Genomic DNA, 15,132 nt, shown 5'->3' with positions numbered 1-15,132 from the left:
TTTAACACTAAAAAACCTCATCAGGTGCCTTCCTTAGCCATTTTTGGGCTTCAATTACTAATAAAGGCAGCATGCCTAATAAGATCCAGGAAAGACATTGGATGGATGAGACGGACTCAATCCCAAATAATTCACGCAGCATGGGAATATGATGAATCAAGACTTGCAGTGAAAAGCTGATGCTTACAATAAAAACAACCGCAGATTGGAAAAGAACCCGACTTGCCAAATGGACTTCGTATCGCTACGCGCCCCAAAGGCACGCAGAAGCTCCGCGGTGACTAGTACTGAAAAAGCGGCGTCCTGAGCCTGGATTAAGTCACCATCAATTAAATATTCATAGGCAAACACACCGAGTGTGACTAGAGCCGTTAAGCAACCAATAAACGTCACCCGTTTGAAAAACACAACATCCATCAGGGATTTTTGTGTGGCTCTCGGTGGATGATTCAAAATTCCCGGTTCAGAGGGGTCAGTCGCCAAAGCGATTGCTGGCAAACCATCCGTGACCAAGTTAATCCATAATAATTGGATAGGGAGTAAGGGCAATGGCCAGCCAATTAAAAGGGCTACAAAAACAACCAGTAATTCCCCACTGTTGCCTGCCAATAAATAAGAGAGCGTTTTAGCAATGTTATCGTAAATGGTTCGACCTTCCTCAATACCGGCCACAATCGAAGTGAAGTTATTGTCCATGACAATGATGTCAGCGGCCTCCTTGGTGACCGCTGTTCCCGTTTTCCCCATCGCAATACCCACTGCCGCTTCTTTTAAAGCCGGAGCGTCATTGACTCCATCGCCTGTCATGGCAACAACCTTATTCTGCTTTTTCCAGGCCCGAACAATTTTTAACTTATGCTCCGCAGTCACACGGGCATAGACCGCAATGTCTTTGACGCAGTGATTAAATTCTTCATCAAGCATGTTTTCAAGCTCATTGCCGGTGAGTAATCGGTCACCTGCTTCCAAAATGCCAAGTTCTTGAGCAATGGCTCTTGCCGTATCAGGATGGTCTCCGGTAATCATCACCGGTTTAATACCCGCTTTTTTACAGCGGCTGACGGATTCCTTGGCACTGGCGTGTGGTGGGTCTTGAAGACCAATAAGGCCTAAGAATACCAAGTTATTTTCAATTTCTTCCTCTGTTTTTTCTAACCCCAAAGAGTCTAATTGACGCTCAGCAAAAGCTAACAGTCTCAATGCTTCGCTGGCCATGAGTTCACACGATTGTTTCATGCGCGCCCGGTCATTCGGTGTTAATTTTTTAATGCCCGTTTTCGTCAAAATATGGGTGCAACGTTCCAAAACAATTTCCGGTGCTCCTTTTACATAAGCGACCAATTCATTGTCTTGTTGACATACCACCGTCATGCGCCTGCGTTCTGAACTAAACGGTAACTCTTTGATACGAGGTAACGAGGTTTGCAGCTTTGCGCGCCATATACCCCCTTTGGCTGCGGCAACCAAGAGTGCCACCTCGGTTGGGTCACCCACCGTTACCACTTGCTCCTCTTGCTGGCTAAATTCGGCGTTGTTACAAGCCACCATAGCATGTAAGGCGGCTTGTAACAGCTTGTCTTCAGATACCATCATTTCTTGGCCTTGAAGAGCAAATCCCCCACTGAGGGTGTAACCTTCCCCTCGAATACTATAAACATCTCCTGCAGTAACCAGTTTGCGCGCCGTCATTTCGCCTACGGTCAACGTTCCTGTTTTATCAGTACAAATGACTTGTAAACAGCCAAGCGTTTCTACCGCCGATAACCGTCTTACCAGTACAGCACGTCGCACCATGCGTTGGACACCAAGGGCTAAAGCCACCGTCACCACGGCAGGCAATCCTTCAGGAATAGCCGCAACAGCCAGACTCACCGAACTCATGAACAGTTTAAAAATGGGAATGTTGCGCAGCAAACCTAAACCAAAAATAGCAATGATAATGAAAAAACAAAGCCACAACAAACGTGAACCCACTTGGTTAAGTTTTTGCTGCAAAGGGGTTTCCCCATGAGAGGCTTCGCTCAGCATCTCGGCAATATGGCCCATTTCCGTTTGCACCCCAGTCGCCACGACAAGAGCACGACCTATGCCATCGACAATGGAGGTTCCCATAAACACCATGTTTTTACGATCGGCTAGTGGGGTCTCTGTTGTACAAACATCAAGATGTTTAGCAACCGGTATGGATTCTCCCGTGAGCGGCGCTTCATTAACTTTCAGTGCTGACAGCTCAAAAAGCCGAGCGTCTGCAGCAATTAAATCGCCACTTTCAAAAAGGATAATATCACCTGGCACGATATCTGAAGCAGCAATCATCTTCGCATGGCCATCGCGAAGCACCGTTGCTTTAGGAGCGGCCATTTGTTGCAGGGCTAACATGGCACGATCGGCGCGATATTCTAACGCAAAACCAATGATGGCATTTAAAATGACAATGGCAAAAATGGCAATGGCATCGGCTTTTTCATCGAGTAAAAAAGAAACAATCACCGCACCTAAAAGTACCCAAATGACTACGCTCTCAAATTGCTGAAAAAAAATAATGAGTGCCGATGATTTCTTCTGCTTGCCGAGCAGGTTGGGACCTACTTCTTCTAATCGCCTCTGAGCAGTTGCCTCAGTTAAACCTAAAGTCAGGTCTGTTTTAAACTGAGAAGTAATATCCTCGATTGTTTTTTCATACCATCGTTCTGCCGTTGCATCCATCCATTGCCCTCGCCCATCCATCCTTGAGTGAACTAAATTTTTACCAACTTTAGTGCTCTAGTAGGTCATCATTACAGATAACTACTTATAAAATAGAACATTTATTGAGGTAAGTATAACAATCTATATTATGTTATCATCCCACTTATTGATTAAAATCAACAGTAAACAGACAAAAATAATTGAAAATGATCCTTCAGAACGTTTGATTGTCTTGGAGACCACCGCCTCGTGAAAAAATTTGCCGCTACCCTAATGAGCTTGTCATTAATCAATTTATATCATCCTATTGCTTTTGCTGAGAATTCCCATCATCATTTGATGCAAAATCTAACAACAACCGCTTTGAAACCAGAGAATAGCCCTGGCATGCAATTATCAGTTCAGAAGGTAATTGATAAAAAGGATAAGAAACTGGTATTGATCCAATTAACTGACACGAAAAATAACAAACCAGTCACCTTAAATGATCTCATTGAGGCGCATACACAAAAGATTCATTTGTTGATTATCGATGACACGCTCGTGGATTACAGCCATGTCCATCCAGTCGAAACGATTACTCCGGGCGTGTATCAATTTGAATGGCGACCTGCTCTCAAGAACGCTTCTTATCGAGCATGGGCCGACTTAATAGCGGAAAATACAAAAAAACAAGAGTATGTTATTGCCGATTTTCCTTCTCCAAAGACTATGAAAAAAAAGGAAAATACCATTGATCACCAACCATTATTCGAAAGCACTGTGGATGGCTACCATTTCAAATTGTCTTTTGATAAAACACCATTACAAGTGGGTCAACCTGCCATGGGTAAAATTGAGGTTATTGATACCAAGGGAAATCCCGTCCATACGTTAGAGCCGATTATGGGTGCTTTTGCGCACATCGTTGGCTTTAATAATGACTTTAAAACAGTAACTCATGTCCATCCTATGGGCAAAGAACCAATAAACAACTCCGAACGAGGAGGATCTCCGTTGCAATTTCATATTGAACCCAATAAAGCGGGATTTATTAAACTGTTTGCCCAAGTCCAAATCCATGGAAAAACGCTCTTTGCTCCTTTCGGGCTCCCAGTAAGAAAGGCATAGAAGTGTAGCAAATCAGGTAAAATGGATGCGGTGGATTCGAGGAGTAATCCAGTTCTGTTTGGCTGGAAATAAAGAAAAATTTAACACAAAATTTAATCTGTATTAAATGTAAACAGCGTTTTAATCATACCCTACCACGGGAGCAAACTCCCGTGTGGGATTGCTCCATTCACATAAGGAGATAATCCCACCCTATACAATAGAAGAAATAAGTCTCTGTGTTAATGGAGAAGTCATTGATTGACCAAAAGTATAAAAAGGAACGAGTAACCATAACGAAAATTTTCCTGATTTTTTTAAAACTGGGATGCATTAGCTATGGTGGCCCCATAGCACATCTTGGTTATTTCCGTGATGAGTTTGTCGGTCGATTAAAATGGCTGAGTGACCATGCCTACGCTGATTTGGTCGCATTATGTCAATTTTTGCCAGGGCCAGCGAGTAGCCAAGTGGGTATTGCACTTGGCCTGTCAAAAGCGGGTGTTCGTGGTGCCATTGCTGCCTGGCTTGGATTTACTCTGCCTTCTGCTTTGCTGATGGTGATATTTGGCCTTGCTCTTATCAAGATGGGTATTCATGATAATCCTCCCTGGATTCATGGCTTGAAAGTCGTCGCTGTTGCGGTTGTTGCTCAAGCACTTTGGGGCATGAGCGTTTCTTTATGTCCTGACAAAACAAGAGCAAGCCTTGCCGTATTGGCTTGCATTGGCTCAAGCATCATTCCTTATGCCAGTGGACAAATAGCGATGATAGTGCTTGGCGGTCTTTTTGGTTTGTTTTTCTTTCGACTGAAAAATCACTTCCTACCAGTGAATTGAGCATTAATCTCAGTAGGCGTGCAGGGATTATTGTGTTGCTTACTTTTTTTATTTTGCTCACTCTATTACCGCTTTTGTCTTTTTATATCGCAAGCTACCCTATGCAGTTATTTGAATCCTTTTATCGAGCTGGTTCTTTGGTCTTTGGTGGGGGACATGTGGTTTTACCTCTATTACAAGCCAAGGTTGTTCCGAATGGTTGGGTCGATAACTCTCTTTTTCTGGCAGGATATGGTGCCGCACAAGCATTGCCTGGCCCTCTTTTTACTTTCGCAGCGTTCCTTGGTGCGGTATCGACAAGTACCCCAAATGGATGGATTGGGGCAATCATTGCCTTAGTTGCTATTTTTCTGCCTTCGTTTTTATTGATAATTGGAGCATTACCTTTATGGGAAAACCTGCGCCAACATCCATCCATGCAAAAAGCCATACTGGGAATTAATGCATCCGTTGTTGGTTTGTTATTAACAGCATTCTATCAACCCGTTTGGACCAGTGCGATTTTCTCGTTGAATGATTATTTGTTAGCAATGACGGCTTTTCTTTTGCTGCAATTTTGGCGTGTTCCAGCATGGATTGTTGTCCTTCTTTGCGCCGTATTGGCCGGATTAGGATAGCATTAAACCAGATTAATGGGTGTCTATCTAACCGAAAAGCTCTTAACTTTCTTTCACTTAACCTGTTTTCGTATTAATTTTACAAATACTTATGCTGTGAAGTTGCTCAGAAAGCGGAAATACATACTGATGAATTAGGGGAGAAATATAAATTATGATGCTTGTAGAAAGCAAAGCAACAATAGCACCACCTAACATATCAAAGGGAAAATGCACACCTACATAAATACGAGCCCAAGCAACCAAAAAAGATGACACTATGAGTACAGATAATGGTTATTATTGTATATTTCTTAAAAATAACCGCCTATAACAAAGATTAAATATAAAAAACCAAGCTCCCGCCCATCCATCGCGATATTCTTTGCGTTAACATGAAAAGAGAGATTACGATCATGGTGAGCAGGCAAAAAGGTAGGTAAAACATCAACGTTTGCTTATCGAACGTAACTGGTTTTATCATGGCAATGATACCTGCATTAAATAAGAAAAAAGCAAAAATTGAACCCACCACATTACCAAAGCTTATCTCTGCTCTTCCTTGAAGTGCTGCAGGCAATTCCCGTGCTATTTCTTCGATACTGACTAAAAAGGCAAGAATAATCATTCCAAAAAAGGTGCCAGAAAGTCCCAAATAACGAATCATGGTTTTGGATGCCATAACGATGAACTCACTACCGATAATAATGGCTGCAAGAGAAAGAACTAAGAGTCCTAAAGCTTTCCATCGATGTTCTTTTTTAACGGAATCAATGGTCTCCGAAAGCTCATGAGACGGCTTGATGTCATACCCTTTTTTATTGAGCCATAATAGATAGATTACTGAAAGAATAAAACTTAAAAATAAAATCAATCCATCGATTCTCGAAAGCTCTCCATCGAGTGCTAATAGTCCTAATAAAAGAATGGCCAGATTAGGTAAAATAAGAATACGTTTTGGTGTTTTCTTAAATGTCATGGGTGCAATTAATGCCGTGATGCCAAAAGCGAGTGCAATAGCCACCATCGTGGCGCCGATGATGGAACCTAAAGCAATCCCTGCCATTTCATTAAAAGACCCAACCGCACCAACAGCCAGATTTTCTGGGTCAAACCCAATAAAAACAACACTTATGAAAAAGGTAGAAATTCCAAAACTGACCGAAGTTCCCACAGCTCCTTTCACCAGTTTTTCAGCAAAATAAATCACTAATACAAGCCCTACTATAAAGAGCCCAACGGCCAGAAAAATATTCAAATTTTTTCTCCGAGAATGGATTGGAGCGTAAATTTTGCAAGGTCATAAATATTTAATTCTTTTGCCCCTTTTGTCCCGGCGTGATGACAAACTTATGACATATGAATAGCAATATAACTAAATATAACCTATAATAACTAAAAGATAAAAGTTGTTTTTAAGATGTCATACACATTGCTTATTAAAAAACAGGCTAAGAAAACACTGCAAAGTGTACCACAACCCGACAAAACCAGAATTATAGAAAAGATTGTGTTATTAGGCAAAAATCCTGACAACACGAGTTTAGATATAAAGAAGTTAAAAAGGTGAGCCCTATTTCCGATTGCGCATAGGGTCATGGCGAATTATTTTTGATAGAGATGATCGATCAGGTAAAGATTATCTCCATTGAAAAAATCAAACCACGTGGAGGTGCTTACAAATGAACCTGCAAACGATTAAATCTCTCGATGGCAAAGTGGAATATGTTTTATTACCTGTTGCTGCTTATAAAGCCTTACGTCACCAAATTACCGAGCAGCTAAGGCAAACGCAGGAAAGCGATGATTATGAAGTCTTTGACCCCTCCGATTACGTGGATAATCCAGTAGCATTGGCTCGTATTCAGGCTGGACTTACTCAAGAGGAACTAGCCAAATTGATGGATGTAACTCAGGCTTATATTAGTAAAATTGAGAATCAAAAAAAGGTATCTGTAAAATTATTAAACAAAGTTAACAAGGCTTTGGGAGAGAAATAGTTAGATACAAATCTTGATGCGCTGCGCTTGCTTAGATTAAATACTCCAAGAGAACAAATTTATTGGTTTAAAATTCAAATGCAACGAGAATTAAGCGGGGAGCTGATGAAAATAGATGATATTGAATACACAATCAGAACAGTGAAGGCGACTGATTTGGATCAATTATTTAGCATGTTGGTCGATTTAGTAAAACATGAAGGCACGTTTAATCGCTTTAAATTAACAAGAACACGCTTAGAAGATGAATTATTTGGAAATAACGCTGACTGGCATTGTTTAGTAGTGGCAGACTCTTGCGAAAAATTGTTCGGGTTTTGCCTTTACACTTTTGCTAATATCAATAGAGCTTTTAATACGAGTCCTATGATCCAGATTGATGACTTATATGTAAGTCCAGAGGTTAGGAATGCAAAAATTGGTTCTAATTTAATTTATCAGCTAGCTTTGATAGCCAAAAATAAAAATATCGGACGCTTAAATGTCTGGTGTGTAAAAGACAATGTACAAGGACAAAATTTTTATCAAAAAATAGGTGCGGATAAAATAGATTTTATTGATGTGTATTCAATTCAGGTAACCAATTTATTAACTTTGTTTGAGTAATGAATTTTATAGCATCCAAAATTTCTTAATTTACATAAAATTATAGCGAATTAAAATTTGGCGGAATTTGGGCTCTACACCAATTAAGGGGGCACTTTAATCAAATTAGTCTAGACTAAGTCCTTGATTTAGCGATCAAAAGGAGATTAAAGTGCCTAAGAACAATCTTATCCTAAATTTACCTGGATTTTCCATATTAAAAGCATGAGTAAAGGTGATTTTCAATTTGCAGCATCTTTTTTAATAGATAAATTAATGCGTGAATTAGAGACTAAATTTTTAAATCAATACACGCCTTGTAAATTTAGTGGCGACGAACTGACATACGCGCTGGGTATTGTTCATGTTGAATTGATCATTATTCACCCCTTTAGAGAGGGTAATGGCAGAGTATCCCGTTTGCTCGCAAACTTAATGGCAATGCAGGCGGGATTCCCACAATTAAATTTTGAGCCTATTGATAAAACAGAAAATACGGATGGATTTAATCAATACATTGAAGCAATACATGCTGGTTTTGATGGACATTACCAACCAATCAAACAAATTTTTGCAAAAATTTTAAATGCGTCCTAGCTTGATTGCAGCCTTTTTTTCATCTTGGCATATACGGAGTTTGAACGAGAATGATCAATTTTTATTGATAAGGGTCTGTCGGTAACAACAATACCCTCAACACCGCAAGAGGTTCGGGCAGAGCGTTCATTTAAGCGCTTGGCGAGCTCCTTATCCTGTAGATAAGGATTTGTTTCTGATAATGTTTTCATAATTTTAATTATAACATATTTTTAACTTCTTAACCCAGAAACTTTTTGCACCTTGTTTAAATGATGGGACGCTTGGGACAACTGGGGCAGCCTTACTATTACTGGATTATAGGCGTCCCCAGCTTTAAAAACAATGATGGGATAAATGGGACATTTGGTGAATAGAGTGGGATCTAGTTGGTGAAGGTTAAACTCATAATCCGTTGGTCCTAGGTTCAAGTCCTAGTGGGCCCACCAATAACACACACAAGCACTTCTAGTTAGAATTTGCCGCCCAAAAACTCGAAAATCTCATGTAGACGCAATGTAGACGGATAAAAAAGCTGAATGGAAGCAACTGAAAATAAACTATTGAACTCATTTGATGAGTATATTCTATGCTCTGACTGCTTTAAGGACTATGGTTTAATACTCCAGGCGCAAAAAATTGGTATAAATAATAAAGAAGCTTGCATAAATTGCTGTTCTACTGAGGGCTCAAAACTAACCGGGAAACTGATTCAAGATATTGCCAGTTTATTCTTCGTTGAAGGTACCATTTCAAAATCTAAGTACGGTGCATGTCCTATAATTCAGTTCAACTATTCAAACCCAGGTGATTCATTTGACGATTTTTCAGATGAATTAAGAAAAGATATGGCTCTAATCGAATCCAAAATAGGATTAAAATTTTTTACTATGGGCCAAGGTTATGGATGATAGGTGAAAATGAACCATTGAAATCTCTTCAAAAAAAACCGAACAGCAGGCGATTCTGGATAGGATTATTAATGAGTACCCGTCAAGGACTTTACATACTGAAGATATATTCTACCGTTTAAGAATCAATCCAGATAAAACGCACCACCACGCTGATTATGATAGTCCACCAGAAAATATAATTAAAAAGGGTCGTCTTGAATCAAAAAAATTACCAATACTGTACTGTAGTCAAGATATTGAAACATGTATTCATGAGTGTAGAACCACAGCAGAGGATAATTTATATATAGCTGTGTTAAATCCTACCAAAGAACTAAAAGTTATAGACCTTACGCCAATTGTTGGAAATGATGATGAAACTGAATTTGAAAGCCTTGACATAGCAATTCATATGTTATTTATGGCTTCAAAGCATTCATATAACATTTCTAGAGAAATTGCTTTAGAAATATATAATAATGGATTTGATGGTCTAATTTATCCTTCTTATTTTAGTACCCTAAGAACAGGTGCTACCCCACTAGAAACTATATTAGGCATATCCATTAGAAAAATCCCGCAATTGACAGAATATGCTGAATCACAAATCAAATCTAACATAGCTCTATTTGGGCGACCAATTCAAGATGAAAAGGTTACTATCAAGGGAATAAACAGAATAGTGTTAAAAAAGGTAATTTATGACTATGATTTTGGACCTGTAGAAAAAGCTCCTTAGCGTGCGTAGCCGTTAGGAGCGGAGCGGATTATGGGTTATATATTTCTTGCAACAGCAAGTAACCCGTTTGCTTGCAAACGGGGAAACCAACGATGATTCCCAACAAAACCATAGATTAGTTACGGTCTTATAAAAATTGATAGGGACAAAGGGGACAAGTGGGTCACCCGCGTCATTCCTGAGCTATTACCGTCCCCAAGACAATTCTACTAAATGGGGCAATTGGGACATTTTTGGATTTAGCGATCATGACCCTCTTTTTTCTAAAGGTATTTTTAATCTATTGATAAAGCTCTAGATATAAGTTTTTAACTTGATCTGCCACACTAACTTATTGACTACATTTTGGAGTAAATAAAGTATTATTATTTTCTTCTTTACTTTCCAAATTTTCTTTAAAAGAACTATTTCTTTTTAACTCTTTTTCAATAGAAATTTTAACAAACTCATTTAAACTTATATTATTCTCAAAAGCAGCAATAGCAGCTAATTCATGAAGCTCATTCCCTATACGTATATTAAAAGATCCCTTAAGTGGTTTTTCAGGAGTTTGACCCGATTTTTCACATGTATCTAGATAATCATCTACAGCTTCTTCAAAAGCTATTTTAATATCTTTTGGAGTTTTTCCTTCATAACTTACTAAATCTCTAATAAATTCTAATTTTCCATATAATATGTCATCTTCAAGATCAGTATTTATAGAACCGTAATAACCTTTATAATTCATCATATTTTTCATAATAACCCCTCATCTTGGAGTTGCTGGATAATTTGTTTTACTTGGTATTTTCTAAGTACTGGTGGATTGTGAGGCTTATGCAAATTTATCATACTGTAAGTCTTATGTATGAAACTAACGCGCGAACCACTTGTTTTGCCTTTTTGAAACTCTCTATATCCCATACTAGCTAGTAACTTTGTTAACTCATCCCAAGTAAAATCTGTAGGAACACCCAATAACCTAATTTTTAATTTATCTATTTTGGTCATTATTGCACCGTTAAATATTCATAACACAAGTATAGTGTAAGGCTAAAAAATGTGCAACCATATTTAGTTGCAAAAAATAATCATAGATTATTTGCAATTAGTTAAACAGCAAGGTACAAGTGAGAGTTGGAGCCCAATCATTGCTATATTGTCGTCCCCTTCTCAAATTTTCAGTGTGTGACATAGTGGACATTTTTAGATTTTTTTGGCGTAAACGATCATGTTATAAATTTAACCATTTACCGATTTATTTTCTACCTTATAAGTCATGATGTCATTGGGATCTAATAACATCTCTCTGCTAGTTATTGGACACTCATTAAAGTACTGCACTATTTCTATTATATTTTGAGCTAATATATCTGAGTATTTGTCAGCAATTTTGTATTTATTTTGCAAGCATTTTTCATGTGTTATTTTACATTTAGCAAGCTGAATTAGTTCTCCTTTATATTTAAAAAATAAAAACCATCACTATTCACGGTGATTTCAATATTTTTATCAATATTTTTGTCAACAAGAATAAAAATTTTTTCAAACTCTCGATCCAATATATGACCAAAAGTTTTAATTCTTTTATGTATTTTTATAAGGGATTTCGCTTCTTCGGAATTTAGGTTATCTGCAATGAGGTTACTATCAAATAATTTTTCTAGTTTATTTAAGTAAGCTAACCAATCAATAAAAATATCGAATCCCAAAAATTCTTTATTTGATAAGACATCTGAAAGTGTATCTTTTGTATGCTCGCCTAACGTTTTAAAATCCTTAAGCTTAGTAGGCTTCGTGTTGTTCAAACAAACTATACGACATAGCCTTTGAAGTATCTCCATTAAAATTTTGGTTGTCTTATAATTTATATATTGGTGAATTTCCTCGTTGAGTTTTCTATTTGCAAAATACTCAACTGTTTCAACAAGTAGAAATACACCTACGATTGAAAACGAGGTTGAGCTTATTCCTATAAAAAGATCTTTATTACTAGGAAAATAGTTTGCAAGGATAAGGAATACAACGCCAAGTATTATTGAAACAGCATAGGGAGCTAAGTTAAAATAAAATTTATTACTCTTCCTACTAAATATAGCCATATTCTTCCTTGAATCATTTGTTTAATAACTATTGTAGCTAAGTTAGTACAAATCTTATGCGCCACTGCAATTTATGTGCAGTGACGCGTAAATCGGCTTTTAATTTTATCCAGTAAAATCAATCTATTAAGCAATGATGTTCAGGCACGCTCAACGCGTTTGAACAAAAACACAATGAATTACTAATTTTTCTAAAAAAATAACTAATGTCATGACAATGCTATCAAAAACCACAGGGACAAATGGGACTATTGGGGCAACCGTGTCATTGCTGGTCTAAAAGCGTCCCCCACCTTAAAATTCAAGATGGGGCATATGGGACATATTTGATGATAAAAATCCATGCAATCAAAGCAGCTCATCAATATTAGGGATAGGATTATAAGTAAAACCCTTGATTTCATGTGTGGCGTTACTTTTTTTCACTGCATTCTTATTAACCAATTTTTTGGGTTTAGGGAATGGGCTGTCCTTTTGCGAATACCCTGGCTTTTGGCCATTAAGATATTCGGCTCTACCCCAAATAAAGGGGCACTTTAATCGGATTAAAGTAATCTAACTCTTTGATTCCGCAATCAAAAGAGGATTAAAGTGCCGAAAAAAGATATTATCCTAAATTTACCTGGCTATTCAATAACTAAGGTGACGGGAAACAATCCCGTTTATATTGAAGTAAATTATAACCGAGTAGTACGATGCATTTACTGTAATGAAAAGCGGTTAAGGAAGAAGGATAGTTTTGAGCGAAAGATACGTCATGAATCGATAGGATTGCGTTATAGCTATTTAATTATCAAGTCGCATAAGTTTCAATGTTATGGGTGTAAGCGCTATTTTAACCAGCGTTTTCCAGGTATAGGTAAATACCAGCGAGCCACAGAGAGCTTACGTAAAGAGGTGTTTCATCATCATACTCAAGGCGTTAGTCAAAAGGATTTAAGCCGTCATTTTCATACCGGCAAATCAACGATAGAACGCTGGTATCATTATGGTTATGAGCGACAGGAGAAGCGCATTACCTCCCCTTTATGCCCTAGGGTGTTAGGTATCGATGAACATTCATTTACAAAGAAGCAAGGCTATATCACCACATTGTGCGATTTAGGTAAGCATAAGGTATTTGATATTGTTAAAGGCCGTTCAGGACGTGACTTGGAAAGCTATTTTAAAGCTTTGCAAGGTAAAGAGCGTGTTCGAGTTGTCTGTATTGATTTAAGCAGCAGTTACAAGTCGTTGGTCAAACGTTACTTTCCAAATGCCAAAATTGTGGCTGATAGGTTTCATGTCATTCGTTTAATCAACCAACTTAGCATGCAAACCTTTCATCAAATCGACCCTGCTATGAAGTACCAAAGAGGTACGCTCATGGCCTTGAAGACCAAGCCGGAGAATCTAACACCATTGCGCCTAAGTAAACGCAACCGTTACTTAGAGCAACAACCAGCAATTGCTGCAATTTATGATTTTAAACAACAATTACATCAACTACTAGCTAAGAAGCATTGTACGGCTAAAGAATGTAAACGCTTGTTACCGCGTTTCTTGGAGATGGTTAAAGAGCTAAAACAAAGTGCTTTTCAACACCTTAGAACATTAGGGAATACTTTATTTAAATGGAGAGAAGAAGTCGTTAGAATGCTGCGTTTTACGAAGAATAATGGAATAACTGAGGGATTTCGGCTCTACACCAATTAAGGGGGCACTTTAATCAAATTAGTCTAGACTAAGTCCTTGATTTAGCGATCAAAAGGAGATTAAAGTGCCTAAGAACAATCTTATCCTAAATTTACCTGGATTTTCCATATTAAAAGTGAGTGGGTATCAACCCTTATTATTAGATGTAACTTATAACCGATTAGCTCGGTGTAGTCATTGCCAAAGTAAGCAGGTTCGCAAGAAATCATCGTATGTAAGAACAGTACACCATGAGTTAATAGGGCATCGTCGAAGTGTATTGAGGTTTAAAGCGTATAAGCTTTATTGTCATACTTGTTGTCGCTATGGTAATCAACAGTTTCCCGGTATCAATAAACATCAACGTGCTACTTGGCGAGCTCAAGCTGCAGTGTTTCATGAGCATAGCCGCGGGGTATCGCAAAAAGATTTATCAGAGCGTTATAAGAAAGGAAAAGCGACCATAGAGCGCTGGTATCAGCGGCATTATGAAGAGCAACATCGAGAATTAATCAATAAACCATGTCCTGTGGTACTGGGTATTGATGAACATTTTTTCAGTAAGAAAGAAGGGTTTGCAACTACTTTTTGTGACCTAAGAAAACATAAGATATTTGATGTGGTTCGTGGCCGTCGTGAGCAAGAATTAAAAGAATATCTCCAGCAATTACCTGGAAAAGAACGTGTCAAAGTGATTTGTATGGACTTGAGCAGTACATACCGTTCCTTAGTAAAGAAGTACTTTCCTAATGCTATGATAGTGGCTGATAGGTTTCATGTAATCCGTTTAATTCAACATCAGTGTATGATGACCTGTCGAGAACTCTCCACTGAAATTAAAAACAATAGAGGTATCTTAGCCTTATTAAGAACAAGACCTGATAACTTAAGTGATGAGAAGAAAGTCAAAAGAGATGCGTTTTTCACTGAAAATCCTGCAATAGAGGCTATATATCAATTTCAGCAACAACTGCACTCACTATTAATGAAAAGGGCGCTAACACAGCATGAGTGCCGTAAAGTAATACCTACTTTCTTAGAAATGTTGGCTGAGTTAAAGCAAAGTGGTTTTAAAGCATTAGCATCATTAGGTAAAACACTTTGGGCTTGGAAAGATGAAGTGGCCAGAATGTGGCGATTTAGTAAGTCAAATGGAATAACAGAAGGCTTTCATCGCAAAATGAAACTCATTCAGCGAAGAGCTTATGGTTTTAGAAATTTTGAAAATTATAGAGTACGTGTTAAGGTCCTCTGCGGGTGATTAAAGCTGCCCCCTTAAATGGGAAAGAGCCACTGATTCAGAGAAGAGCATATGGATTTAGAAATTTTGAAAATTATAGATTAAGAGTTAGAGTGCTTTGTGGATGAG

The 15,132-nt window shown here is 38.1% G+C and carries 15 protein-coding genes, 1 tRNA gene and 2 pseudogenes; 12 read left to right on the top strand and 6 right to left on the bottom strand.

All coding sequences use genetic code 11. The annotated features are described in order from the left end of the window. Positions 1 to 7: 7 nt before the first annotated feature. Positions 8 to 2,727: pseudogene (locus tag LOA_RS05775) on the bottom strand (cation-translocating P-type ATPase). 210 nt (positions 2,728 to 2,937) lie between these two features. Between LOA_RS05775 and LOA_RS05770 the strand changes: the two are divergent. The 3 genes from LOA_RS05770 to LOA_RS16330 all read left to right on the top strand — a co-directional run bounded on the left by LOA_RS05770 (position 2,938) and on the right by LOA_RS16330 (position 5,233). Beyond that, entirely contained in the window at positions 2,938 to 3,798 is an 861-nt protein-coding gene (locus tag LOA_RS05770) for a hypothetical protein (RefSeq protein ID WP_025385521.1), read from the top strand. A gap of 236 nt (positions 3,799 to 4,034) precedes the next feature. Further along, positions 4,035 to 4,616 (top strand): chromate transporter, encoded by a 582-nt coding sequence (locus tag LOA_RS16335; RefSeq protein ID WP_238551345.1) that lies wholly within the window; start codon positions 4,035 to 4,037, stop codon positions 4,614 to 4,616. Between the two features lie 32 nt (positions 4,617 to 4,648). Next, complete coding sequence (locus LOA_RS16330) at positions 4,649 to 5,233, top strand: chromate transporter (RefSeq protein WP_238551344.1); 585 nt, start codon at positions 4,649 to 4,651, stop codon at positions 5,231 to 5,233. 57 nt (positions 5,234 to 5,290) lie between these two features. Here the strand turns inward: LOA_RS16330 and LOA_RS16185 are convergent, their stop codons facing one another. Beyond that, on the bottom strand, positions 5,291 to 5,491 hold the full coding sequence (locus LOA_RS16185; protein WP_025385520.1) for a phosphatase PAP2 family protein: 201 nt from the start codon (positions 5,489 to 5,491) through the stop codon (positions 5,291 to 5,293). Positions 5,492 to 5,552: 61 nt separating this feature from the next. After that, the gene (locus tag LOA_RS05755) at positions 5,553 to 6,470 is read right to left on the bottom strand and encodes a sodium:calcium antiporter (RefSeq protein WP_238551343.1); all 918 of its coding nucleotides are present in this window, start codon (positions 6,468 to 6,470) and stop codon (positions 5,553 to 5,555) included. A 424-nt stretch (positions 6,471 to 6,894) separates the two neighbouring features. Between LOA_RS05755 and LOA_RS05750 the strand changes: the two genes are divergently transcribed. The 6 genes from LOA_RS05750 to LOA_RS13690 all read left to right on the top strand — a co-directional run bounded on the left by LOA_RS05750 (position 6,895) and on the right by LOA_RS13690 (position 10,005). Then, entirely contained in the window at positions 6,895 to 7,212 is a 318-nt protein-coding gene (locus tag LOA_RS05750; RefSeq protein WP_025385519.1) for a helix-turn-helix domain-containing protein, read from the top strand. Between the two features lie 27 nt (positions 7,213 to 7,239). Beyond that, positions 7,240 to 7,818 carry a GNAT family N-acetyltransferase gene (locus LOA_RS13700; protein WP_025385518.1) on the top strand — a complete coding sequence of 193 codons (579 nt, stop codon included), beginning with the start codon at positions 7,240 to 7,242 and terminating at the stop codon, positions 7,816 to 7,818. Positions 7,819 to 8,022: 204 nt separating this feature from the next. Further along, entirely contained in the window at positions 8,023 to 8,394 is a 372-nt protein-coding gene (locus LOA_RS05740) for a Fic family protein (RefSeq protein ID WP_025385517.1), read from the top strand. A gap of 359 nt (positions 8,395 to 8,753) precedes the next feature. Continuing rightward, positions 8,754 to 8,822: transfer RNA gene (locus tag LOA_RS14410), tRNA-Ile, on the top strand. Between the two features lie 90 nt (positions 8,823 to 8,912). Next, entirely contained in the window at positions 8,913 to 9,284 is a 372-nt protein-coding gene (locus LOA_RS13695) for a hypothetical protein (protein ID WP_052335899.1), read from the top strand. A gap of 16 nt (positions 9,285 to 9,300) precedes the next feature. Next, on the top strand, positions 9,301 to 10,005 hold the full coding sequence (locus LOA_RS13690; protein ID WP_202961905.1) for an RES domain-containing protein: 705 nt from the start codon (positions 9,301 to 9,303) through the stop codon (positions 10,003 to 10,005). A 331-nt stretch (positions 10,006 to 10,336) separates the two neighbouring features. Here LOA_RS13690 and LOA_RS05725 read toward each other — a convergent pair whose 3' ends face one another. The 3 genes from LOA_RS05725 to LOA_RS05715 form a co-directional block, all read right to left on the bottom strand. Then, positions 10,337 to 10,747 (bottom strand): type II toxin-antitoxin system HicB family antitoxin, encoded by a 411-nt coding sequence (locus LOA_RS05725; RefSeq protein ID WP_025385515.1) that lies wholly within the window; start codon positions 10,745 to 10,747, stop codon positions 10,337 to 10,339. Further along, positions 10,744 to 10,998, bottom strand: coding sequence for a type II toxin-antitoxin system HicA family toxin (locus tag LOA_RS05720; RefSeq protein ID WP_025385514.1), 255 nt, complete (start codon positions 10,996 to 10,998; stop codon positions 10,744 to 10,746). Before LOA_RS05720 ends, LOA_RS05725 begins: the two co-directional genes overlap by 4 nt. A 437-nt stretch (positions 10,999 to 11,435) precedes the next feature. Beyond that, positions 11,436 to 12,089: a hypothetical protein gene (locus LOA_RS05715; RefSeq protein WP_025385513.1), complete on the bottom strand. Its 654-nt coding sequence runs from the start codon at positions 12,087 to 12,089 to the stop codon at positions 11,436 to 11,438. A 591-nt stretch (positions 12,090 to 12,680) separates the two neighbouring features. Between LOA_RS05715 and LOA_RS05705 the strand changes: the two are divergent. The 3 genes and pseudogenes from LOA_RS05705 to LOA_RS16180 form a co-directional block, all read left to right on the top strand. Then, a pseudogene (locus LOA_RS05705) lies at positions 12,681 to 13,766 on the top strand (ISL3 family transposase); the annotation flags it as partial. A gap of 82 nt (positions 13,767 to 13,848) precedes the next feature. Beyond that, a complete protein-coding gene (locus LOA_RS05700) occupies positions 13,849 to 15,024 on the top strand; it encodes an ISL3 family transposase (protein ID WP_025384767.1) in 1,176 nt (391 codons plus the stop codon). Continuing rightward, positions 15,021 to 15,131 carry a transposase gene (locus LOA_RS16180; protein WP_158423024.1) on the top strand — a complete coding sequence of 37 codons (111 nt, stop codon included), beginning with the start codon at positions 15,021 to 15,023 and terminating at the stop codon, positions 15,129 to 15,131. Before LOA_RS05700 ends, LOA_RS16180 begins: the two co-directional genes overlap by 4 nt. Position 15,132 lies beyond the last annotated feature (1 nt).

Origin of the sequence: Legionella oakridgensis ATCC 33761 = DSM 21215, from assembly GCF_000512355.1 — a bacterium.
Lineage (GTDB): Bacteria > Pseudomonadota > Gammaproteobacteria > Legionellales > Legionellaceae > Legionella_A > Legionella_A oakridgensis.
The sequence above is the reverse complement of the archived record's forward strand: the minus strand, read 5'-3'. Positions and strand labels throughout refer to the sequence as shown.

Excerpts from the sequence above, each read along its gene's own strand:
- LOA_RS05725 (WP_025385515.1), bottom strand. The coding sequence starts at position 10,747 with ATGAAAAATATGATGAATTATAAAGGTTATTACGGTTCTATAAATACT.
- LOA_RS05740 (WP_025385517.1), top strand. The coding sequence starts at position 8,023 with ATGAGTAAAGGTGATTTTCAATTTGCAGCATCTTTTTTAATAGATAAA.
- LOA_RS13695 (WP_052335899.1), top strand. The coding sequence starts at position 8,913 with ATGGAAGCAACTGAAAATAAACTATTGAACTCATTTGATGAGTATATT.
- LOA_RS05750 (WP_025385519.1), top strand. The coding sequence starts at position 6,895 with ATGAACCTGCAAACGATTAAATCTCTCGATGGCAAAGTGGAATATGTT.
- LOA_RS05720 (WP_025385514.1), bottom strand. The coding sequence starts at position 10,998 with ATGACCAAAATAGATAAATTAAAAATTAGGTTATTGGGTGTTCCTACA.
- LOA_RS05715 (WP_025385513.1), bottom strand. The coding sequence starts at position 12,089 with ATGGCTATATTTAGTAGGAAGAGTAATAAATTTTATTTTAACTTAGCT.